Source organism: Pseudobutyrivibrio sp., from assembly GCF_015057185.1.
In the GTDB taxonomy this organism is placed as follows: Bacteria; Bacillota; Clostridia; order Lachnospirales; family Lachnospiraceae; genus Pseudobutyrivibrio.
In genome coordinates this window covers 1-23,378 of sequence record NZ_SVEV01000008.1, presented here as the reverse complement: position 1 = coordinate 23,378, position 23,378 = coordinate 1, and the positions used below count along the sequence as shown (strand labels likewise).

General features: G+C 37.4%; 17 protein-coding genes. 6 read left to right on the top strand and 11 right to left on the bottom strand.

Features of this window, described 5'->3' with window-relative positions; all coding sequences use genetic code 11:
• Window positions 1-2,211, bottom strand: a complete 2,211-nt coding sequence (locus E7276_RS04590) for a glycoside hydrolase family 2 protein (protein ID WP_294214307.1) — start codon at window positions 2,209-2,211, stop codon at window positions 1-3.
• Window positions 2,212-2,232: 21 nt separating this feature from the next.
• On the bottom strand, window positions 2,233-3,747 hold the full coding sequence (locus tag E7276_RS04585) for an MFS transporter (protein ID WP_294214304.1): 1,515 nt from the start codon (window positions 3,745-3,747) through the stop codon (window positions 2,233-2,235).
• Between the two features lie 124 nt (window positions 3,748-3,871).
• Between E7276_RS04585 and E7276_RS04580 the strand changes: the two genes are divergently transcribed.
• Window positions 3,872-5,074, top strand: coding sequence for a helix-turn-helix domain-containing protein (locus tag E7276_RS04580; RefSeq protein ID WP_294214299.1), 1,203 nt, complete (start codon window positions 3,872-3,874; stop codon window positions 5,072-5,074).
• Window positions 5,075-5,091: 17 nt separating this feature from the next.
• Here E7276_RS04580 and E7276_RS04575 read toward each other — a convergent pair whose 3' ends face one another.
• The gene (locus E7276_RS04575; RefSeq protein WP_294214298.1) at window positions 5,092-5,814 is read right to left on the bottom strand and encodes a diacylglycerol/polyprenol kinase family protein; all 723 of its coding nucleotides are present in this window, start codon (window positions 5,812-5,814) and stop codon (window positions 5,092-5,094) included.
• The gene (locus tag E7276_RS04570; protein ID WP_294214294.1) at window positions 5,798-7,174 is read right to left on the bottom strand and encodes an MATE family efflux transporter; all 1,377 of its coding nucleotides are present in this window, start codon (window positions 7,172-7,174) and stop codon (window positions 5,798-5,800) included. Before E7276_RS04570 ends, E7276_RS04575 begins: the two co-directional genes overlap by 17 nt.
• Window positions 7,175-7,331: 157 nt before the next feature.
• On the opposite strand from E7276_RS04570, the gene E7276_RS04565 reads away from it, so the two are divergent.
• Together E7276_RS04565 and E7276_RS04560 are read left to right on the top strand one after the other, a co-directional pair.
• Entirely contained in the window at window positions 7,332-7,916 is a 585-nt protein-coding gene (locus E7276_RS04565) for a TetR/AcrR family transcriptional regulator (RefSeq protein ID WP_294214291.1), read from the top strand.
• Window positions 7,917-8,115: 199 nt separating this feature from the next.
• Window positions 8,116-8,988, top strand: coding sequence for an AraC family transcriptional regulator (locus E7276_RS04560; RefSeq protein WP_294214288.1), 873 nt, complete (start codon window positions 8,116-8,118; stop codon window positions 8,986-8,988).
• Window positions 8,989-9,073: 85 nt separating this feature from the next.
• On the opposite strand, the gene E7276_RS04555 is transcribed toward E7276_RS04560, so the two are convergent.
• From E7276_RS04555 to E7276_RS04535, 5 genes are all read right to left on the bottom strand, one after another.
• On the bottom strand, window positions 9,074-10,360 hold the full coding sequence (locus E7276_RS04555) for a Gfo/Idh/MocA family protein (protein WP_294214286.1): 1,287 nt from the start codon (window positions 10,358-10,360) through the stop codon (window positions 9,074-9,076).
• 143 nt (window positions 10,361-10,503) lie between these two features.
• Window positions 10,504-11,343 carry a sugar phosphate isomerase/epimerase family protein gene (locus tag E7276_RS04550; protein ID WP_294214284.1) on the bottom strand — a complete coding sequence of 280 codons (840 nt, stop codon included), beginning with the start codon at window positions 11,341-11,343 and terminating at the stop codon, window positions 10,504-10,506.
• 206 nt (window positions 11,344-11,549) lie between these two features.
• Window positions 11,550-12,383: an HAD family hydrolase gene (locus E7276_RS04545; RefSeq protein WP_294214282.1), complete on the bottom strand. Its 834-nt coding sequence runs from the start codon at window positions 12,381-12,383 to the stop codon at window positions 11,550-11,552.
• Window positions 12,384-12,399: 16 nt separating this feature from the next.
• On the bottom strand, window positions 12,400-14,124 hold the full coding sequence (locus E7276_RS04540) for a glycoside hydrolase family 3 protein (protein ID WP_294214279.1): 1,725 nt from the start codon (window positions 14,122-14,124) through the stop codon (window positions 12,400-12,402).
• A gap of 25 nt (window positions 14,125-14,149) precedes the next feature.
• The gene (locus tag E7276_RS04535) at window positions 14,150-15,676 is read right to left on the bottom strand and encodes an MFS transporter (protein ID WP_294214277.1); all 1,527 of its coding nucleotides are present in this window, start codon (window positions 15,674-15,676) and stop codon (window positions 14,150-14,152) included.
• Window positions 15,677-15,871: 195 nt separating this feature from the next.
• Here E7276_RS04535 and E7276_RS04530 point away from each other — a divergent pair, with 195 nt between their 5' ends.
• The 3 genes from E7276_RS04530 to E7276_RS04520 all read left to right on the top strand — a co-directional run bounded on the left by E7276_RS04530 (window position 15,872) and on the right by E7276_RS04520 (window position 19,905).
• Window positions 15,872-17,095, top strand: a complete 1,224-nt coding sequence (locus E7276_RS04530; protein ID WP_294214275.1) for a helix-turn-helix transcriptional regulator — start codon at window positions 15,872-15,874, stop codon at window positions 17,093-17,095.
• A gap of 100 nt (window positions 17,096-17,195) precedes the next feature.
• Entirely contained in the window at window positions 17,196-18,650 is a 1,455-nt protein-coding gene (locus tag E7276_RS04525) for an MFS transporter (protein ID WP_294214273.1), read from the top strand.
• Entirely contained in the window at window positions 18,643-19,905 is a 1,263-nt protein-coding gene (locus E7276_RS04520; protein ID WP_294214271.1) for a carboxylesterase family protein, read from the top strand. The genes E7276_RS04525 and E7276_RS04520 overlap by 8 nt, the downstream gene beginning before the upstream one ends.
• Here the strand turns inward: E7276_RS04520 and E7276_RS04515 are convergent.
• The gene (locus tag E7276_RS04515; RefSeq protein WP_294214269.1) at window positions 19,850-21,043 is read right to left on the bottom strand and encodes a helix-turn-helix transcriptional regulator; all 1,194 of its coding nucleotides are present in this window, start codon (window positions 21,041-21,043) and stop codon (window positions 19,850-19,852) included. The genes E7276_RS04520 and E7276_RS04515 overlap by 56 nt on opposite strands.
• Window positions 21,044-21,110: 67 nt before the next feature.
• The gene (locus E7276_RS04510) at window positions 21,111-23,297 is read right to left on the bottom strand and encodes a glycoside hydrolase family 2 protein (protein WP_294214268.1); all 2,187 of its coding nucleotides are present in this window, start codon (window positions 23,295-23,297) and stop codon (window positions 21,111-21,113) included.
• Window positions 23,298-23,378 lie beyond the last annotated feature (81 nt).

Below are 23,378 nucleotides of genomic sequence, written 5' to 3'. Positions count from 1 at the left end.
CTATATCTTCCTAATCTGAGATAGTGCCTCATTCAGTTCTTTTGTCTGCTCACTATCTATCTTTATTCCACCTTGACTAAGTAGTTTAGACAATGGTTGTCTATTAATCATCTGTTGCATTTCTGGTGTGATTTTTACTCCTGCACCCATTCCTCCAGCAGTCTGACTCGTCATTTTTTCCATCATCTTATCAATAATAGCCTTTGCCGCTGGAACTGCTTGAATTTCTTCCATGGAACTATTAATGGATAGATAGCCTTCTTTTTCTAATAAACTATCTTCAGGTTCATCAAACCAATTCTTTACCTCATCCAAAGATGCAAAATATGCTGGATTAGGTTTAGAAACCTTTCTAATATCCATTTCATCTGAACAATTACCGGATACTGCCTTTATTTTATGATTACCACTAATTTTCACTCTAAATGTAAAAACATGCGCTCCCGTCTTTGTTTCCAACTCCTGACCATCTATAAAAAGAGTCACTTTTGACTGGTTAGAATAAACTTTTATCTCAGTCTCTTCTTCAATTCTATCCTTATACCTGCTGCCACAAAGATGTACAAATGGTTCATTAGACCACCATGCCTTATAAATATAGAATGCATCCTTTTTTTGTTTTCTATCAAAAGTAATAACACCTTTATGATTCTTTCCTGGGTCGCCTGCCTCGTCACGGCCAGCAGCAGCAAACTCAAACATATTCCAAAGGTAAGTTCCCCAAATATAAGGTCTAATTGAAAACATTTCTAGCATATGCTCGTGATATATAGCCTGATAGCTTTCCGTAAAATCACCTTTTTGTGGCTTCGGAGATTGTAAGTCTATTACTGAATCAGCGCCATATTCTGTAAGTCCTATTGCAACGTCAGGATATTTTTCATGAAAATCATCAAACCACTTGTCATTGTCAGTAACCTCTCCCACATACCAGCCATAATACAAATTATAGCCACGAATATCTGGGAGTGTTACAAGCGGCGAATCTGTTTCCAGAAGAAATAAATTTGCCATGGCTGAGTATCTAATTGGATCCATCTCATGAACAATATCATTAAGAATTTTATGATTTTCAATTAAATCCTCTGTAACTCCCTGCAATGATATTTCATTGGAAAGTGCCCAACACATAATGGATGCGTGATTATAGTTTTGAGAAATCAGTTCGCGCATCTGAGATATTGTGTTATCTCTACCAGTATCCATATGGACTGTGATATAAGGAATTTCTGCCCATACCACGATTCCTTTTTCATCACACAAATCATAAAAATACTGATCATGCTGATAATGTGCCAAGCGAATAGAATTTGCGCCCATTGAAAGGATTAGGTCGATATCTATTTCATGCATATCCTTTGTCAAAGCATTTCCAACCCCTGCCCAGTCTTGATGACGAGACACTCCATGAAGCGGATAACTTTTTCCATTTAGAAAAAAGCCTTTCTCCGCATCAACTGCAAATTCACGAACGCCAAATTTATCGTATATACGGTCGGACGCTTTCCCATCTTTAATAAGTGTCGCTGTTATTTCATATAAAAATGGGTCTTCAACACCATTCCATAGATGAGGATTCTCTATTTTGATTGTTCCATTTGCTACGAACTTCCCAAACTTTTCTTTTATAGTAAGCTTTGATTCTCCCAGTCCATCAATAGATACAATTACCTCGTCAGCGCCACCTGTAAAATATGCTTTCACATCAATGTTTGCCGTATTATCAGCAATTCTTGGAGTTACATATAAGCCATTTCCACCGAAGTAATCCAAATCAAAATGATTTTCATCAACTAACAGCAAATACACATCTCTATATATCCCCCCGTAGAAGGTAAAATCAGCTCGCTGTGGATAAACTCGATCATTTGCTTCATTTGAAACATAAACTTTAATTTCATTTTCAGAAGCCAAAAAATCTGTTATGTCCGCTCTAAATGTTGAATAGCCTCCATCATGCCTTGTAATATGCTGTCCATTTACCCAAACTTCACTGGAAGAATTAACTCCTCGAAATTCAATGTAACATCTTTGTCCGGATTCCATTACAGGCTTTTCAAATTCTTTTATATAAGTGCATACTCCACGATAGTATTGATTTGGACCAGTCTGTCCATCGACTGCATTCCAAGTGTGTGGAAGCGTTATCTTTTCCCTATGATTTTCCTTTATAAAAAACCAATTATCATTCCAAAGTATTGTAGTTCTCATCTATATCCTCTCAAATATTAATTAAACCCCTTGCTTCAAGGCTGCCTTTTTTTCTGCTATGCTTTTTTGTATTTCTGTCATTCTTTCGTAAGATATGGTCGAATTCTTCATCGCCAAAAGTGTACAAATCCACCCAACAATTGGAAAACCAATCATTAGAATTACAGTCATAATTTTTATTCCTAAAGTAAGTGGATCTCCCTGCTGTGGTACTGTTGTTGTATAACCAATAAATCCAACACATATTGTGGCAATAGTCGCACCTAAAGAAGATACTATCTTGTCTATAAAACTATATGCAGCCGAAACAGTTGCAGGCATATAATTTCCCGAACGATCCAACTCATAATCAACAATATCAATTCTTAATGTTCCAGTAGCTACTGAAACAACCATTTTTACAGCATTATTACCAAATGTGAATAGTAGAAATACAATGGCCATAGCAATTGCAGCCATCGAATGATTTCCATAAATAATAGAACCTACAAGTTGAGTTGGAGCAAATAGCAAATATACAGCATAGAAAACATTCAATACTATGCAGACCCAAGTCCATTTAATCATCACAGCCTTGCTTCCATGTTTTCCTGCCATTCTTGAACCAATAATTGCAAATATAATCGAAGGTATCATTGCAACCGCTGAAAGAATTGATGAAATTGCAAGCGAACCTATCATTATTCCAAATAACATTGTCGAGACAACAGATGCAGAGCCTATTGTCTGCGCAAGCTTATCAGATGTAGCAGCCACAATAAATCTTTGAAGTTCTTTGTTCTCTTTAATAAGTGCTACCATATCTTTAAGCGTAGTCTTTTCTTTTTCTTGATCAGTCTTTAAACCTTCAAAATTTTCTGGAATATCGTATGGTGCTATTCCAATACAAGCCAAAATATAAAGAATAAACGAAACAATAATGACCACGATATTGTATGTTGCAAAGTATTCTGTTCCTTGAATATTATTAAATCGTGGGAGAATCACTGCAGATGCAACAACTGACATAATCATCGGTGTCAAATACGCATACGTAGTATTCCACACTCCAATCGTAGGTCGCTGCTTAGGATCATTCGTAAGTACATTTGCATTTATTTGACCTGCGATACTTCCAAAAGTGTATCCCACAATATAAATGGCATAAGAAAAAACAAAGAAAATACATCCCATAAATCCTGTCAGATGAAGCTTTGGTCCAATATTGCACATTAACGTTGTGGCTATTGCCATTAACCCCCATCCAGTCATTATTGAAAATCTCACTTTACCAAATTTCGAATTAAACCTTTCAATAAAAAAAGCAATCACTGGATCAGTAATGCCATCAAACAATCGAGAACCCGTGATGATAAATCCTGTAATAGCAACTAGTATTCCAAAATTAGCATTTCCAATATACGTTGCTGCCCCCATAAGCATATAAAAAACCATCTGAGCGGCACCTGTCATAGTTGCCAAGGCAATGTGTATAGTTTTAGCTTTCTTATAAACAACTCCATTGTCTTCTCTCGTAAGAGTCTTTTCTTTTCCCATATTTTTACCTCTGTCTTTAATAATTTGTTATCGAAAGCTTTCTTGGTAAGCATATAGTAGCATGTTACTGTTTGCTGTGATAGAATTATCGTATTATTTATAGTAATATCTTACGAGGTGTAAAATGAAAAAAGCTGATGTAAATCTACTACTTGAACTAACTCAAAATATTCTATCTTTATCTGCAATTGCGATAAGTAATGATTCCAAGGAACTTTCTTGGTTCGAGAAGGAATTCTGTTTCGATAAAGATTTACAGCCTATGTTCACCACAGATGCATTGCACTATTTACTGAATTCAGCTGTCCCTAAAACTTTTTATGAAGTTGTAGATTACTTTGGCGTGTCTATTGTTTTTTTCGAATATGCAAATCAGAAGTTCATAGTAGGCCCCTATGTAAAATCCAGCCTTTCAGAATCACAAATAGAAACTGTTCTAATTGAACACAATGCTGCTGCATCAAAGGCACTTGCCCTAAAGCTGTACTACACAAAACTTCCTATTCTTTATGCTTCTCAAATTCAAAAAACTATCGAAGGCATACTAAAAACAATATCAATTAATGAAGTTGAATTTGAATATCGCAGACTTACGGGATTTATTAAAACAGTCACCAAGAACAATCAGCAAACCTTCGGAGATATTCCTAATTATAGTGAAATATATAAGCGTTATGACAATGAAAAGCGTTTCTTACTTATGATAAAAAATGGCGATGTGGAAAACATAAGCACCGCATTTAAAGAGATGTCCTCTAACTTTAATCCACATTCATACAATAGCGATATACAAAACTATTATGCTTCTGCTTCAAGCTTTGCTATTATCCGCTCACTGGCAAGAAAGGCGGCGGAACAATCAGGGCTTTCAGTAATAACCATTGATTCAATCACCCAAAAATACGTGCAATTGGCCTCAACTGGAAGTGTTGATTCACAACAACAATTTATCCTAGAAATGATACTAGAGCTTACAAAAGCAGTGCGCAATCACCGTATATCTTATGGTCAATACTCATCAACTATTCAAAAAGTCATTGAATATATTGATTTAAACTTAAGCGAAGAGCTGACACTCGATGCCATTTCTAAACATGTAGGAATCTCAATTTCTCATTTATCTATGCTATTTAAAAAAGAAACAGGAGAAACCATATCCTATTTCATTGCAAAACAGCGTTGCAAAAAAGCTACCTCTCTCTTAAAGGAAACTGAGCTTCCAATTCAAGAGATAAGCAGCTTTGTAGGCTATGATGATAATAATTATTTTGTGAAAGTTTTTAAGAAAATTTATAATATGACGCCTTCAATTTACCGAAAGGGATGAAAAATCTTTTTAAGTTATCAAGCTATTCCCATGGCCATGTAGCTTCCATATATTACAACTGCAGACGCCAAGGGAACTGTAATTGTATCATGACCATTTTGGGTCACAAGTTCCGTTATTGCTGCAATCGGCGCCGCTACAACAATCGCTAATACACAATTAATAATTGGCAAACTTCCTACAATATAGAGACTTAATAATCCAAATGTAAACGCCACAAACCACATAGCTGCTGTACCCTCCCAGCTCTTCTTATTATCCACATGTTTGAATCGAAGTACCTTATGTTTACCATATTTTTTCCCGATAAGAGCTGCTGCTGCATCTCCAAATCCCCACATAAGAATTGATGCAATAGCCAGTTCCTTATGCCCAAACAAGCCCCAGCATACGGCTATAATTACTGCAATTGTTATATATAACTGCACTAGACTTGATTTTAATTCTCCAGGCCTGCGTTCTGATAATACTGATGTGAACTTTTCATTTTTGCTTGACATAATTAGTCCTGGATAACTAATAGCTATTACTCCTAGTGGAATTAACGCTGCAGCAATCCACTCCTTTGCAGCATATATCATCACTATTACAGATGAGAATGATACAAAATGAAACAATTTTCTAAATAGTTCTTTCGGTACCTCAAAAACCCCATTGATAATAAATAATAAAAATGCCATTGAAAACATATAAATAAAGAAATACATTAAACCATTTACCGCATCAAGCACAATATTCATAATCTACTCTCCTTTTCTGATTCGCCTCCACTGTTTTCTTCCATTCTATAATCAAAAGTATTACCGCTATGATTACTGAACCAAAATCTGCTACGACATACGCCAATCTAATCCCCATAAATTTATATATATATTCAAAAATAAATAATGATGGAATTAACAATATCCCCTTCTGCATCGTTGATACTATCGTAGCCTCCATAGCTTTTCCTGTTGCTTGAAGAAAATTTGTACCTAGATAAAACAATCCCAAAAACGGTGAACTAATCATTAAAATAGAAAGAATTGACTCCGCCGTTGCTGCCACTGCTTCATCCTTTAGGAATAGCCCAATTATTTCTGTTCTTAAAATGATAACCGCTCCTGACATAACCGCTCCACCAAGGAGGTTTAGTATTAGCAAACGTTTGATTACGGCTGCAAGTCTTATGTAATTCCCCGCTCCGTAATTGTAAGCAATCAATGGTTGCGCTCCCATGCATATGCCCATCAGGACCATAACAATTATCAAATTCACTCTGCCTGCCGCTGTGTTGGCAGCTATTGAATCAGAACCATATTTTGCCAATAATTGATTCGCAAAAGAATTTGCTAGTCCAGACAACAAGGTGCTTAATGAATTTGGTACACCCAAAGCCATGACCGAAAAAATATATATTGGCCGCTTTATGGCATATTGAATCTTGGCATTTAAGACTACAGCTCTCCTCTTCATATAAAATCCGTAGTACACAACTGCAAATATATTGCCTATCACAGTGGCAACTGCAGCTCCCACAACTCCCATATTCATTCCAAGAATAAAGATTGGATCAAGAATAATATTAATAACTGTCCCTATAAGATTACCTATCAATCCGTCTGTTACTGCTCCTTCGGCACGAAGAACCTGTCCCAACATATTAGCTAATAATAGTAACGGTGCTCCCATGGCAAGTATCACCATGTACTGCAAAGCATATTTCTCAATATCAGGCGTAGCACCAAGTAGTAACAATAAGGGATGTCTAAAGAGTATTATCAAACCTCCAACTAAAATACCTAATATTGAAGCAGCCCAAATACAAAGGCTTGATACAATTTTGGCATGCTCCATATCCTTCGCTCCTAAATCTTTTGAAATAAGAACTGTCCCCCCTCCAGATATAAGCATTGCAACAGACATGATAATGTTAAATACGGGGCTAACAACCGAAATTGCCGCAACTTGAGCTGTCTCGCCCGTCTGTCCTACAAAAACCATGTCCGCCATGTTGTAAATTAACATGACTAGTATTGCAATGAGTGCAGGCCCAACCATTTTAAAAATTGCCATCCACTGATTGTCACTTTCAAAAAGCTCAACTTGTTCTTTTTTCATTTTCCACCTCCAGCAAGATAAGAAACACTTGAAAGTTATTCAACATATGTTTATTATCTTTTATGTAATGGATTATAAATCCGCCAAAACATGGATACAACCATCAATAATTTCTAGAATGAAACTTATTAAACAGTATTAAGGAGAAGTGTTGAATATGTCAGAAATCGAAATAAAAAAAGAAGATGGCAGAGTTCGCTACACGAAAATGAGAATACGCTCTGCGCTTTACGAATTAATACAAGAAAGATCTGTGGAGAAGATAACTGTCACTGCCATCTGTAAGAGGGCAGACATAAATCGTGCGACATTCTACAAACACTATTTAGATGTGCAGGATTTGATCGACAAGCTTCAAGAAGAAACTATACAAGAGCTTTCAAACAAGCTAAATATGGCTATCGAAAATAATCCCGAAGATTTTATCATTGATATATTAAAATACTTAAAAGCAAATATAGACAATCAAACTATTGCTGGTACGTTGACTATGAGCACTGCTTCAAGCTTCACTTCAAAAATATCCTCAATGATTTACCAAAACTTTTCAACTTATATGAATAGTAAAATCACTTGTGTCAGCGATGAGGATAAGAATATCGTATTTGCGTATATAGCTGCTGGCTGCGCCGGAATAATCGATTACTGGATAAAAGGTGGCTATAAAGAAAGCGAGGAAATCATTGCGTCAAAACTGACTACTATAACTTCCTCAACAATAAATTATCTTACAATCTCATAATTCATATTCTGTTATCCTCAGAATTCAAACCATTGTATTGTTGCTTTTGCTAAACACATTGCAATTCTTGCGGTATAATGTTATTCTGTTTTTTAATCGAGATGGTAGACTACAAGCTCTTTGTTCTCTGAATGAGGCATTTTAGCTGAAGAAAGAGAATCAAAGGCTTGTTGTTGTAACCATCGGATTAGAGGTTAGTATGAAAAAAAATTTAAAAACCGAATTTAGTACAAGACAATATATGCTTTACAGGGATTTTGAGATCTACTACTACAGCGACAAAACTGTACCTGATGTAAAGCAGCACTCACATGATTACTATGAGTTTTACTTCTTCCTTGAAGGAGACATTATCATGTACCTGAATCAGACAGCCCTTGCTCCCACTCCAGGTACGATGATTGTCATCCCACCAGGAATACCACATCACATACGACAAGTAGACACCAAATCCAGCTATAAGAGAATCGTATTCTGGATTACTGAGGACTTCTTAAAGACTCTTACCAATGTGTCTGAGGATTACTATTACCTTTCTGATTTATCAAAAAAAGAGAATGGTTTTATTCACAAATTTACAGACATAGAATTCAACAGTATTCAGGGAAAGGTTTTTACACTTATAGACGAGATTCATTCAAACAGATTTGGACGAGATGCAAAAATTCTTCTAAACGTTAGTGATTTTGTATTATCTGTAAATCGTTTCGTGTACGAATCACTTAATCCAGAAGTCACCGATTTAAGTGAAGATACCCTCTATCAGAGCATCATCCAATACATTGAATCACATATTGATGAGGATTTATCTCTGGACTTATTAGCTGAGAAAATGCATGTGAGCAAATTCCATATTTCTCACATTTTCACAGAGACCAATGGACTACCTTTGCATAAATACATAACAAAAAAGCGCCTCGACATGTGTCGAGACGCCATTCTTAGCGGCCAAGATATTTCTTTAGTTTCCGAATCCTACGGCTTTTCTGACTACTCAGTTTTTTATCGGGCTTTCATAAAAGAATATGGTAAGAGTCCTAAAAAATATAGGGATGAAATACTTCGCAAATAAAAATGCACCCCACTGGCTTGGGGTGCATTTGAATTAAAGGAAAAAAATTAGTTAATGTATTAAAAATTACTGTTTAAATTATTGATTATACTTCTGGAACGTACTCATCAAAATCGTACTTGATTACGCCGAAGTCTGTCTTCTGCTCGCGGATAGCGATTGACTTAGACATCTTCTTGATCTCGTCAGCTGTTACTGAACGGCCAAGCTCGTTAGAAAGAACGATACCTTCTGAAATGAATGCTGTCTGCATAGCGATGTAAGGTGAGTCAATACGTGTCTCATCTGTAAGATCGCCACGAAGGTATGAATACCAGTGAAGCTGGTTGTCATTGTACATAACCATCTCTGGGTGAAGAGCAAGCTCCTGCTGACCTGTGATATCACCGATAGCACAATCAAGCTTTGTCTCAAATAAGTTTCCATCCTCGTCTACACCATAGTGCTCAAGCTTTGGAGTCTGAAGGTGACCACCACCAACGATAGCGCCGCCCTCTGGAACTGCCATAGGACCACCTGTTGAGTCAACATCGATAAACTTGATACCGCCGTTCTTACCAGCGATGAAGCTTGTACCGATTTCATCCATGTGAATAGCCCAATCCTCGTAGATATCCATTGAAAGACCGTTCTTGAAACGAGCGATACCAACACCAAGATCCTCTACTGGAGCTGTACGATTTGTCTGTGCATCGATTGTTGGGTGTGTCCAATAATCACAAGACTGAACACCATAAACGCTCTCAAGCTCTGGCATACCAAGTACATAGAGCATCTGAGCAAGGTGATAAATACCAAGATCAAATAATGGTCCGTGAACACCGATTTCTGGATTGATGAAGTCCTTTGAGAAGAACTGCATATCATAACCAGGACGGCCCTGACGTCTGTGACCTACTGAACGTGCATGGTAAACCTTACCAAGCTTTCCTTCTTCAATCATCTTCTTTGCGATACGTGTCTGTGGGTTGTAGATTGAGCTGATCTGAACAGCAAGCTTCTGACCATACTTCTTCTGTGCATCGTAAAGAATCTTTGCATCAGCATATGAGCAAGCCATTGGCTTCTCTGAGTAGCAAGGGAAACCTGCTGCCATAACTGCTGTAGCAACTGAAGTATGAAGGTTGTTATGTACGCAAACCTCTACCTCATCGATATCATCTCTCTTTAACATCTCGCGGAAGTCAACATAAAGATCCTTCTCATCGATTCCGTACTGCTTACCCCAAGCTAAAAGCTTTTCCTTGTCGATTTCAGCAGCTGCAACAACTCTAAGGTTCTCGCCTCTCTTGTTAAGATTCTGGATAACTGTCATGTGGCGGTGTGAAATCATACCGCAGCCAATGATGGCAATTCTAATTTCTTTTTTCATTTTTTCCTCCTATAGTCCGCTTTGTTACACTCTCAAGCCTAAGATATTGCTTTCAGTCACTGACACGTTCCTTTCAGCAACACTTAGAGCTTGATAGTTACAAAGCTCACTTAAATTTTTTGATAAAATAAATTATTCAACGATTACCAGCCAAGGATACGTAAGTATTCGCGGCTGCGGCGAGCGCACTCAAGTGGCTCGAGCTCGTAGTGCTCATCCTGCTCTACGATGACCCAGTTTGCATTAGCTTCGATAGCTGCATCGAGAACTGGCTCCCAAATCATCTGTCCGAATCCAACTGGACGGAATCCGAAGTATCCTGTGTCTCCTTCAGACTCTTCCTCTTCGATACCGATGAGCTTGTACATATTCTTAACTTCACCCTTCTTGATGTAATCCTTAAGGTGAACTACTGGGATACGATTTGTGTACTTCTTAACGAATTCTGGAGCTTCGCCTGTAGCAACATCACACCAGCAAGTATCAAGCTCTGACTGAAGGTTCTCAGCTGGGATTGAATCAAACATCTCATCATATCCCCACTTGCCATTCTCAAGCTTAACGAACTCGAAATCGTGGTTGTGATAAAGGAATGTCATTCCTGCCTTGTGAATCTTCTCTCCAACTTCATTTAAAAGTGGAAGGAACTTCTTGAATCCTTCTGGATTAGCTGGGCGATATTCCTCAGCCATGTAAGGCATTACCAAATATTTAACACCGATTGTAGAGTAATCAGCGATGACCTTGTCGATGTCATTCATCATCTCATCAAATGCAACGTGTGCAGAAATTGGTGTAAGTCCTACCTCTTCGAGAGTCTTCTTAACGAACTCTGGCTCAAGTCCATAAAGACCTGCAAGCTCAACTCCGTCATAACCAAGTTCTTTAACTTTTGTCATAACATCTTTGAAATTTTCTGGTGTGTTTTCAAGTAAGTCTCTAAGACCGTATACCTGAATACCAACTGGAAGTGTTTTACTCATTTTCTTCTCCTTCTTTCTTATGTAATAGTTGAAAAACTATTGTCCTCTTGTCTATGCTGTTATTCTATGAAAAAACGGTAAATCACACTTTGATATTATTTTCGATTTTATTCTCTTAATTGCAGAATCAATTTTACGGCAAAAAAATGATGCAACAGATTTGCATCATCCATTGCATCATTTTTTATAACTCTAATTTTATTTTCCTACTTTAAGTTATCTAAGAATTCATCTATTACCTGACGTTGATAGTCTCCCTTGTAAGTAAACTCCAAGAATTTTGGAATTGCATCATTTTGTAGCTTGTCCCAAGATTCTTCCTCGTGATTTACACATATAGGATAGTACAAAACTCCGTTGCCTGCTGCTGCCTGCATATCTCCTACTGCGTCGCCACAAACTAAAACCTGATCCATTTTGTATCCTTTGCTAAGAATCTTTCTAATGCAAACAGACTTTGTTCCCATATCCTGTGCACAGACTAAATCAACATGTTCAAGCAGCCCGTACTTTCTCCATTCGTTTCTGACTGCTTCAGGATTTGCACTCGAAACTATTGCAATATCGCATTTCTCATGGATTGATTTCAACGCCTCTAAAACTCCCCCAAATGGTTTTAGTGCATCCTCTGGTAATGCCTCGATAGCTTTGTTTACCGCATTGCTCCAATTAAGCACCTTTTCAAAAATAGGATGCTTAGGAATCATTTTTTCCACAGCATTGTTGCTAAGCTCCTTTGCATTATCCACCCAATTTACTAAGCAAATAACACCTTCGATTTGTTTGTATTTCTCGTTGACCTCAGCAAGTGCTGTTGCCAGCCCCTTGAATCTGTTGATTCCTCTGGTCATAGTGTAAAGATTAACCTGATTCCATCTGGCTAGGATTTCATCCTGCCACTGCTGCAATCCCCACTCCTCAATCATGCATGGGCCAAAGCACTTAATGTGCTTGATATTCATTGTGTCCATTGCACAACCATCTGAATCAACACAAACTATATAATCCTTCTTCTTTTCAAATAATTCTAAAGCTGACATTTCTATATCTCCAATATTACAATCTTGTTTCCCAACGGCCGCACCATACTAGTTCATTGGCTTTGCCCTTAAACTCTGACTGGCCTGTAATTTTTTCAACCAAAGCATGCAAATACTCAGGTGTATCACCATAAGCATTAATGAAGGTTTTCATCATTGGCACATCATACAAATGATTAGTGTAGTTTAATGAAACTGCTACTGTTGGCACCTCATTTATAAACCAAGGGTTCTGCACTGAATGGGATGCATCATATGTAAGTCTTACATTGTTGGTTTGAGCATAGCCCTTCATATTGATAACAAAGAGAACAAGGTCTGTGTTTTTCTTGAACTCTTCACGATTAACATGGCCTATAACCTTGAACTTGTTGAACTTGCTTGGCTGCTCTGCCTCAAATTCATAAAGGTCCTTTGGTGCAGTTACATTAAAGCCTGCGTCCTCAAGCTCTTTAATAAGTAAATTCTTTGCCTTGTCAGTGCCACAGGCAATGCTTGTAGGCGCACTTTCAAGGAAAATCAAATATACATTCTTCTTTTCCTTTGGATTAACAGGAAGAACGTTTCTGGTATCCTTAACCAATGTGATGCTTTCATCAGCAGCTCTTGATGCCATTTCATGGTGCTTATTGCAACCTACGATTTCAAGAGCATCCTTAGCAGGGAACTTGAAATCATTAAGTCCTACGGACGCCTTTAAAGCAAGGATTCGATAAACTGCCTCATCAAGGCGCTCTCTTGAAAGAACGCCTGATGTAAGAGCTTCTCTAATGTACTGAATATCTTCAGCTGGGTCATTGAAGAATAAAATCATATCGCAGCCTGCCGCAATCACTCCAGGTAAACAATCCTTTCTTGAAGCCGCAGCTGTAAGGCCTACCATGTGAGTTGCATCAGTAACAATAAGTCCATTAAATCCAAGCTGTCCACGTAATAAATCCTGTAATAACTCAGGCGAAAGTGTAGCTGGCTTGATTTCAGAATCCTTTATTCCAGGACGAAGCTTTTTTGAATATGCTGGCTGGCAAATATGCCCAACCATAATGCTAGGGAGTCCTGCATCAATCAGTGACTTATAAACATATCCAAAGCTATCATCCCACTCTTCGACTGATAAATCATTGCAGCCCATTACCAAGTGCTGATCTCTTTCCTCTGAACCATCACCAGGGAAATGCTTAGCTGCACAGGCAACGCCTCTATTTAAATTTTCTTCCATGTAAGCTATAGAACGTGAAGCCACAAGCTTTGGATCATCTCCGAAGGCTCTAGTATTTACAATAGTATTTCTCCAGTTTGAAACCACATCGCACACTGGAGCAAAAACCCAGTTGCAGCCTATTGCTTTTGCTTCCTCAGCTCCTACGCTGGCCATGTCTCTAACAGTCTCCTCTGTTTGGCTGGCTCCACATGCAGCACCAGATGCAATAAATGTTCCTTCTGAAACTGCACCGTTACCACCTGCTTCTGTATTTGCTGCTATGAGCACTGGAACCTTGCTATGTTCCTGGAAGTATTTATTCTGCTCATATACTTCCTCAAGTGTTCCCCCCTGCCAACGAACACCACCAATGTGGTATTCGTTAATGAGTTTGTCCAAGCTTTCCTTATCTCTTTGCAATGTCAAATTGATGAAAAGCTGTCCAATTTTCTCATCCTCTGTTAAAGAATTAAATGTCTTCTCCACCCACTCAATCTGTTTTTCATTTAAATTAAAAGGCTTTGCCTTAAGATCTATCATTTATAACCTCACTTCTAGTAACAGCTTAAGCATTCTTCAAAGCTGCTTTTTTATCATTGTCTGAGCTTTCGTTTACTGATTCTGCTGTTGCTTCCTTTTTAATTTTAGCAATGTCTTCTGCAATTTCTTCCATCTTTTCCTTTGAAAGTGGATAGAATTTCATTGCAACAACATTACATATAAATCCAATTAATAAAACGCCATACATGCTGATGATTCCAACCCAGGCTAAACCTGTTGAATAAGGAGTATCTGCTGTTGGAAGTGCCTTTGAATAACCTACTGCTGCACATAATAAACCAATCAAAAGTGGTGCAAGTGAAGAAATAAGTTTGTCAATAAAGCTAAATACTGTTCCAATTAAGCCTGGCACATATTTGCCGCTACGATATACTTCATAGTCTGTACAGTCAGCTGTCATAGGATAAATCAAGCTTCCTGCAATATTCTGAAATCCTGAGAATACAACCATAAGTACAAGGAACAATAATGAGAATACATTCCATCCTGCAAATCTTCCATCACCAGGTAATGAAAGTGATGTAGGATTTCCAATTACAAATAAAGCTATAAGTGCTGCAAGAGAGAATATTGCTCCATAGCTAGAGTAAACAAATCCCTTTTGCTGACCAAATTTTCTAGCCACATAACCAATTCCAAGGAAAAGCATTATCATTCCTGGAACAAGTGTATAAGTTCCAACCAATCCAGCAGCTGATGCATTGCCACAAATAATTGCATAAATAATAATTGAAACTGTTGCATTTCCATTCATCTGACGTCCTAACTTGTCAGTAGAAGCACTGATTACAAGCATCTGTAAAGCCTTGTTGTGCTTTAACACATCAAGATAATCTCTAAATGATATTTTCTCTATTTTTGCCGATCCAGTACCATAGAATTCATCTCTATCCTTACCTCTGATAGCAATATATGCAATAATTGTGCAAATCAAAGACATAATAGCGCCAGTCTTCCACATCTCAGCAAAATATCCCATATCAAACTGATACATATGCTTTCCTAATAAATATGTATAGGAATAAAGTGGTGCTAATGTAAAGAATAATGCTGATAATACTCCTGAATATATACCAAAGGTTGGTCTTTGCTTTGGATCATTTGTAAGACATGTCTGTGCTGATTTTGTAACAACACACTGACATGTATAACCAATGATATAAACAGCATAGAACACTACAAACATAAAGAACTGAGCTACCTTTGGAAACTTTGGTGTTACGAAAAACATCAATGCTGACATAACAATCATAATTGCCTGACCGATTACAAGGAAAGGTCTGTTCTTTCCGAATTTACCATTTGTTTTGTCCAAAATGATTCCAATAATAGGATCAGTGACTCCATCCCAAAGTCTCATAATTGTTGCAAGTGATGAAGCAATGACAACACCCACACCAACAATACCATTCAGATAATATGATATGAATATCATCATCCACATATAGGTATTTGTGCCTACATCATTAACAGCTAACCCTGCAATTTGCCACCATTTGGCTCTGTTAATTCCATCATTTTTCTGTTCCATGATTCTCCTCCTTCGCCAATCCCCATTTGGCTTTATTATTTATAGAGATATCATAGTTAGGTAACCTGGTTTTCTCAATTACTATATTTGGTATAAGTAGTACAATATTTACTCTTATATTATTTTTGCAAATATTGTATTATTATAAATAAATATCATTCGATATTGAGTTTTTATTTTAACAAAGGTGTTCTTATGGATAATAATTATTTAGATTTTACAATCAGCTTTTTTTCAAAACTTAATGTAGGTTCAAATATTATCAACCCTACTACTCCACTTTCCACAAAAGTGGATTTAGGACTTCGAAATGCCATAGTTGGAGCTGACAATACCACCATACTTTCTTTTAAGGATATAGATACTGACTTTGTGAGAAAAAATATAATCTATTTGATGACAGACCGATTTGATTGTCACTACATTTTCATACCCATTCCTTCTGATTCAGAAGAGAATTTAATAATCCTTGGACCTTATATCACTATCAATTCTGGTATCAACCGCACAAACGAGCTATGTCACAAGAATAAAATTCCCGAGGCTTTAGTTCCCTTTATGCATCAATACTACGCTACATTGCCTTGCCTAAAGGACTCCTCAATCATCGAGAACTATTTACTTACCGTTGGTGAACATATTTATGGTCCTGGCAATTTTAGGCTTGAGTATCTACGACAAAATTCTGATGAGGATACCGCCTATATTACCTATATGGATGCCAACACAGGAACTGATGACATTATGGCCAGACTTGAATATAGATATGAATTAGAGGAAAAGGTTATTGATGCCATTTCAAGAGGTGACTTTAATTCAGCCATGCACTATAGTACAGACCAGGCTCTTAGAAACATTGACAACCGATCTTCCAACACACTTAGGAGTCAAAAAAATAATCTACTTGCATTTAATACCGTTTGCAGAAAAGGTGCACAAAAGGGAAATGTGCACCCAATTCATCTTGATGAAATGTCACGCCGAATGGCAATCAAAATTGAGAATATGGCATCGCCTGACCAGGACAGAGAAGTTCATCGTGAAATTCTCAAAAGATACTGCACCATGGTACAGCATCAATCTACATCAGGATACAGCCCTACTATGCAACGAGTAATCAACTACGTTTCACAGCATCTTTTTGAAACAGAGCTGACACTTCAAAGCACTGCCACTGCCCTGGCACTTAACAAAAGCTATCTTGCAACCTTATTTAAAAAGGAAACGGAAAAAACTTTCACTGAATTTGTAAACAGTAAACGAATTGATCATGGAATATTCTTATTAAATACAACCAATCAACAGATTCAAGACATTGCCAGCTCTTGCGGTATACCTGATGTAACTTATTTCACTCGTATTTTTCAGAGGGAAAAAGGCATGTCTCCTAGCCAATACCGAAAAATGTTGTTACAGTAATATTTTTATATTCAGCTATAAATATTTCTATTTGTGATAAATATCTTTTTTTATACTGAATTCACCAAATACAACAACACTAAAAAAGGAGCATTTAGTAATGAAAAAAGAACAAACTAAAGAAACTAAGTTGTCATTTCTAGAGCAATTTGGTTATTTCAGTGGTGACTTCGGGGGAAGTTTAGTAAATCTTTATATCAGTGCATTCTATGTTACATTTTGCAACTATGTACTTGGTATCAGTCCAGCCTGGATGGCTTCATTAATTTTTGTGGCAAAGATATGGGATGCCATCAATGATCCAATGATTGGCTCTTTGCCTGACCGTTTCAAAATTGGTAAGGGCTCTGATAAGTTCAAGCCATGGGTAAAAATTTTCATGGTGCCTTTAGCCCTTACAGGTCTTTTATGTTTCACAGACACTACTTCATTCCCTAGCGTAATCAAGCACGCATGGGTTGCTGTATCTTATATTCTCTACGGAATGGCTTATACAGGTGTATCAATGCCATATGGTGCTATGGCTTCTGTAATCACAGATTCACCAGTGGAGCGTACACGTCTTTCAAGAGCGAGAGCATTCGGCGGAATGGGTGTTGGTATTTTATTTATTCCAGTTGTTTCTCTTGCAATTTGGGATGATGCAGGAAATCCAAAGGCTAGTGGCTATTTCCTTATGGCTATAGTTGCAGGTGTTCTCTCTATCATCTTCTATCTTTTACTTGTAAATCTCACAAAAGAGCGCATTCACCAGGAGCATAGATTTGTTGGAGATAACGCTCCTAAATATAGTCTTGGTCATGTTGTCAAGGAAGCATTTACAAACAGAGCTCTTATTGCTGTAATGATTGCTTCTGTAGGTAGTATGTTTGCAAGTGCACAAAGCATGAACAACTATTTATTTAAAGAGTATTACCATATGCCAAAGGCAATGGCTGCATCATCATTCATCAGCTTGCCAATGATGTTCCTTGCATTCTTCGCGGTACCTCACCTTGCTAAAATTGTTGGAAACAGAAAACTTATCATCTACTCTGCTGCCTACAGTATCGTAGCTTTTGCAATTTTATACCTTGTAAGAATTCCAAATTGCTATGTATTCATGTTTGTAAATTCTATTGCAAACCTTGGACTTACAGCATTTACAATGCTTGTTTGGGCACTTGTTACAGAATCAATTGACTATCAGGAATACAAATCTGGGGAGCGTTCAGATGGAACAATGTATTCTATTTACACATTCTCTAGAAAAATTGGTTCTGCTGCTGCCGCATCACTATCTACTGCGCTTATCGGCACTGCAGGATTTGTTGCCGGCGCTGCTGAGCAATCACCTGCTTTTGGAGAAAACATCAGAAAGCTTGTTATATTAATGCCACTTTTTGGTGCAGTAGTAATTCTTGTGAGCATTTGGCTTGTTTATCCTCTTACAAAAAATAAGTCTGAGGAAATGTATGAAAAGCTTCATAAGATTCACAGCGCAAATAATTCAAATGAAAAAGAAGCTATTGCTGAGGATATAAATTCAGCAGAGCTAGAGGTAGAAAATGTATAAACTAGTAACAATAAATACAGACCTTGGAGATATCCAGGGTCTGGAATTCATAGATGGAACAAAAGAATTTAGAGGAATCAGATACGCAACAGCCAAGCGCTTTGCTTATCCTGTTCCAGTAGACTCATGGGAAGGTGTTTATGATGCAACAGATTTCGGTAATGCCTGTCCACAATTTAGAACCTATGATCCAGAGGATCAAAAAGAACCAAAGCCTTTTTATTACAAAGAGTTTAGAGATGGATTAGAATTCAAATACGATGAGGATTGCCTTTTCCTTAATATCTATGCTCCTGCTGATGCTAAAAAGGCTCCTGTTATAATCTACATTCATGGCGGAGCATTCCAGGGCGGTTGCGGAAACGAGCTTCATATGGATGGATCCGCTTATGCAAAAAATGGCATCATATTTGTAACTATTAATTATCGACTTGGAGTACTGGGTTTTCTCTGCGATAGAAAGCTTACTGAAGAAGCTGGTCATAGTGGAAACTATGGTTTATATGATCAGTTAGAAGCTATCAAATGGGTTCACAAGCATATTGCTTCATTTGGTGGAGACCCTGACAATATCACTTTATTTGGTCAGTCTGCAGGTGCAATGAGTATCCAGCAGCATTGCTTCTCTCCTCTTACCAAGCCTTATATCAATAAAGTATATATGGCAAGTGGCGCTGGAATCGGCAAAGAGTTTGCCGTTGTTAATCCTGTAGAGGATAGCTACGATTACTTTGCTAACTTTACAAACAAACTGGGGAATAATGTTGATGACTGGAGAAAAGTCCCTGTTCAGGAATTAATCGAAACATTTAAAGCAAGCATTGATATGAATATGATGATTCACTGTTGTCCTCATGTGGATGGTATTATCATTTCCAAGGATCCAGCAGAAGCATTAGCTAATAATGAATATGCAAAAGTGCCATATCTCCTAAGCACAAACTCAGAAGACATGGCACCGGAATTTCTACATGACATGAGCAAGAATTTCTGCAACGCAGTTAATTCAAATGGTGGAAAAGCTTACTACTTCTATTTTACAAGACAGCTTCCTGGAGATGAATCAGGCGCTTTCCACTCAGCAGAGCTTTGGTACACCATGGGCTCTCTCAAAAAGTGTTGGCGTCCAATGACTGATGAAGATTATGCAATTTCTGATAATCTTGTAAAGGCAATATCAGAATTTGTAAGGACTGGTTCTATATCTTGTAACGCTTACGATATGCCCCAGGTGTCATTTCAAATTCAGCCTTGAATAATTTAACGAAATAATTGGCATCAGGGATGCCTACACAGCCGCTAATCTTTTGGATTTCATCATTTGTGGAAATCAAGAGGTTGGCGGCATTTTTTAATCTAATCTGGCGTAGATAAGTTGCAGGCGTCTGTCCTGTTTCTTTCTTAAACTGTGAAATCATATAGCTTTCTGTAATGTTTAACTCATCTGCTATTTCCTTAATTGTTATATCATCCATATAATGCTGATTTACAGAATATATGATGCTTTGTGTTAAGGCAGAATATTTTTCATTTCTTATGATACGAATTATCTCACAAAATTCCTTGAGCATTGTATCGCATGCCTCATCCATTTGACTTTCACTATTAGCTGCTGCAATCGCCCTAGACTCTTTAGTTGTTATTTTATGAATAATAGGGGCTGGCACACCCGCTTCGTAAGCTGCTATTCTACTCATGGCTCTGTTTACAGCAAGGCCAAATTTTTTATCCTGTAAGGTAGCCTTTCTGGTCCACATTCCAGCGGCATTTTCAGATAGAAGCTTTTTGTAATGAATGGCTTCCTGGGTATTTCCTCTTTTAATTGCATTCATATATTCTCGCTCGGTTACATAATGAGCCTCGATGTTGGCATTGCTTATACGCTCCAAATCGTCATTTTCTGACATATCATCATTATGCCCCTTATACCTGGTAAAATGCTCAGATAGATTTTCTAAGCCAAGGTTTTCTGATATGCCATGCAAAATTTTATTCATAACTCCATCAGGGATAACAGGGAACTTACCATAGTATATTATCAATTCATTAGGATTCATTTTCTTTTTATCTATCTGATTGCAAATCTGAATGCTCTGACCTATGGTCATTTCTTCAGATAAATATGGTCCTAACACCACAGGAATGCTTTTATAATAAAAAAGCACAATCCTAATGTGTAATAAATCCTCGAAGTAATTAATGCTATTCTCATGGCTTTTTTCCAAAATCAGCTTTAGTGCCTCAGGAGCAAGCCAAGCCTGACCTTCGATAGCTCTGTTCTCATTACAAAAATTTTCTACATCATTTTCACCCTGGAAAGTATTAGTCCCCAAGTTAAAAATAGAATGAATAAGATTCAATGCAGTATTAAGTGTTTCAATGTTTTTATTCATAAATACCCTCTATACAAACCAATAAAAGGACTGAGGAAAACTCAGTCCTTGATAGTAAATTATATCACTATAAAGCAATTTTTGTAAGTTCAGCATTCAATGCTTTGAATTCTTCCTCAGTATAATCAGGCTTGGCAAATGAGAAGAATTTTTCAAGAGAAAAAGTTCCTACCATATCTCTTATATCCTTTCCAACGTCAGGCATTCTCTTATCAATAACAGATGTGGCTTCATCAGATGCTAATAAATCATTAATCGTACTTCTAATAGAAAGAAAGCCCTCTGGGAATAACTCTGATTCGCTTTGCTCATCTAAGAACCAGTTGCGAACATTGAGACCCGGATTTTGATCTACATATACATATGACTCGTCTGCTTCACTCTGGCGATTAAATATTACCTCATCAACAGAGATTCCTGCCTTGGCAACAATTTTATTCTCGCCCATATCAAGCTTTACATTTTCAAAAATGGCACTACCATTTTCCACTCTCTGAGTATATTCCAATCCGTTTATTATGATTGTAACCTCTGGCTGATTTGAATACACCTTTACACTAATGAACTCATTTGAGCGATTCACATAGCGCTTGCTGGCAAAATGAACGAAAGGTTCCTTGGACCACATAGCTCTATAATAGTAAAAACTGTCCTTTCTAGTCTGTCTGTCAAAAGTAACAAGTCCCTTAATATTTCTATTTTTAATATTTGCTGCCTGTCTGATTGGACTTGTAAAATCAAACATATTCCAAACGAAGCTGCCCCATACAAAATCACGCTCAGCCATCATCGGATATACTGTCTCATGATACAGAGCTTGGAACTCCTCTGTATAATCGTTTACCTTTGGCTCATCGCTATGAAAAGCTGTGTTTGTATCTGCACCATATTCTGAGATTCCAAGTGGCATATCAGGATTAATACGATGGAATTCATCTAAAAACTTGCCATGATCCTCGAACTTGCCATAATACCAGCCATAATAAATATTATAGGCTGTAGCGTCAGTCACCTGATTAAGGTTACTATTGGAATGTACCACATTAAGATTTGCACAAACCGAGAATCTGGTATCATCAAGCTCATGTGCAATCTCATTTAACACATCCATTTTTTCTTTCATATATGGGAACTCACCATAAATGGCAATCTCATTTTGTATTCCCCAGAAGCAAATGCTTGGATGATGCATATTCTGAAGTATCATTTCCTTGAGCTGTAGCTTTGCATTTTCAAATAATCCCTCATCCTCTGTAAGCTTGAGGAGAGGTATCTCTGCCCATACCACAAAACCATATGCATCACACAGCGAATAAACCTCCTGTGGATGTGGATAGTGGGAAAGTCTAACGCCATTTGCGCCGATTTCATGAATAAGCTCCATATCCTGCTTCCAGTGCTCTATAGTTGCTGCTGAAAATACTCCTGCTGTATCCTGATGCTTGGCTACGCCATGAATCTTTACATGCTTACCATTAAGGAAAAAGCCTTCATTAGCATCCATTCTAATATTTCTAAATCCGATTTCTTTTTCTACACAGTCAACAGGGTCTCCATCTACAATTAGAGTTGCCCTGATTGTATATAAATATGTATCATCAAGACCATTCCATAGCTTTGGACCATCAAATGTAAATGAATTCTCCCTAGAGCTCATTACTATTTCGTCGCCATCATATATCGTATATACGATATCACATGCTGATTCTTCTGCGCCATGAACTACTACTTTGGCATCTATTTTGCCAACACCATTATCACAGGTTGTCTTAACAATAAATCCATCTGTACCAAAGTAGGTTCTGTCAAAACAGACCTTTGATGTCTCAATCAGTTCTACCTTTCTATGTATACCACCAAACACAGCAAAGTCACCTGATATTGGAGACACCTGATATTTCTTATCGGTGCTTACAAGAACGGTCATGACATTTTGTCCATCGATAATTTCGTCTGTTAAATCAATGGCAAAAATATTGTAGCCACCCTCATGGTGCCCCACCTCTTTTCCATTAAGAAAAATGCGGCACACTTTATCAACACCATAGAACTTTACAAATGTACATTTTGAGTCCTTGCGCTCATAAGTAAATATTTTTTGATATACTGCATCCCCCTGATAGTAATCATCATCCTTGTACCATGTATGAGGCAAATCTACCTTTTCTCCATCTATCACCTGAGAAGCATCAATATTTTCCCATGCTTCTTTCTTAAAAATCCAATGCTTATTCCAATTAATAATACTGCTCATAAATATCCTCCCATATTAATCTTGTTATATCTCTTGTTAACTCACTTTTTCTCACTTTTTCATAGTCACATAGATGAAGCT

What these genes read in the sequence shown, in the direction of transcription:
- E7276_RS04520 (WP_294214271.1), top strand. Translation starts at nt 18,643, where the DNA reads ATGTATAAACTAGTAACAATAAATACAGACCTTGGAGATATCCAGGGT.
- E7276_RS04570 (WP_294214294.1), bottom strand. Translation starts at nt 7,174, where the DNA reads ATGAAAAAAGAACAAGTTGAGCTTTTTGAAAGTGACAATCAGTGGATG.
- E7276_RS04530 (WP_294214275.1), top strand. Translation starts at nt 15,872, where the DNA reads ATGGATAATAATTATTTAGATTTTACAATCAGCTTTTTTTCAAAACTT.
- E7276_RS04575 (WP_294214298.1), bottom strand. Translation starts at nt 5,814, where the DNA reads ATGAATATTGTGCTTGATGCGGTAAATGGTTTAATGTATTTCTTTATT.
- E7276_RS04545 (WP_294214282.1), bottom strand. Translation starts at nt 12,383, where the DNA reads ATGTCAGCTTTAGAATTATTTGAAAAGAAGAAGGATTATATAGTTTGT.
- E7276_RS04585 (WP_294214304.1), bottom strand. Translation starts at nt 3,747, where the DNA reads ATGGGAAAAGAAAAGACTCTTACGAGAGAAGACAATGGAGTTGTTTAT.
- E7276_RS04550 (WP_294214284.1), bottom strand. Translation starts at nt 11,343, where the DNA reads ATGAGTAAAACACTTCCAGTTGGTATTCAGGTATACGGTCTTAGAGAC.
- E7276_RS04580 (WP_294214299.1), top strand. Translation starts at nt 3,872, where the DNA reads ATGAAAAAAGCTGATGTAAATCTACTACTTGAACTAACTCAAAATATT.
- E7276_RS04560 (WP_294214288.1), top strand. Translation starts at nt 8,116, where the DNA reads ATGAAAAAAAATTTAAAAACCGAATTTAGTACAAGACAATATATGCTT.
- E7276_RS04590 (WP_294214307.1), bottom strand. Translation starts at nt 2,211, where the DNA reads ATGAGAACTACAATACTTTGGAATGATAATTGGTTTTTTATAAAGGAA.
- E7276_RS04540 (WP_294214279.1), bottom strand. Translation starts at nt 14,124, where the DNA reads ATGATAGATCTTAAGGCAAAGCCTTTTAATTTAAATGAAAAACAGATT.
- E7276_RS04565 (WP_294214291.1), top strand. Translation starts at nt 7,332, where the DNA reads ATGTCAGAAATCGAAATAAAAAAAGAAGATGGCAGAGTTCGCTACACG.
- E7276_RS04510 (WP_294214268.1), bottom strand. Translation starts at nt 23,297, where the DNA reads ATGAGCAGTATTATTAATTGGAATAAGCATTGGATTTTTAAGAAAGAA.
- E7276_RS04535 (WP_294214277.1), bottom strand. Translation starts at nt 15,676, where the DNA reads ATGGAACAGAAAAATGATGGAATTAACAGAGCCAAATGGTGGCAAATT.
- E7276_RS04555 (WP_294214286.1), bottom strand. Translation starts at nt 10,360, where the DNA reads ATGAAAAAAGAAATTAGAATTGCCATCATTGGCTGCGGTATGATTTCA.
- E7276_RS04515 (WP_294214269.1), bottom strand. Translation starts at nt 21,043, where the DNA reads ATGAATAAAAACATTGAAACACTTAATACTGCATTGAATCTTATTCAT.
- E7276_RS04525 (WP_294214273.1), top strand. Translation starts at nt 17,196, where the DNA reads ATGAAAAAAGAACAAACTAAAGAAACTAAGTTGTCATTTCTAGAGCAA.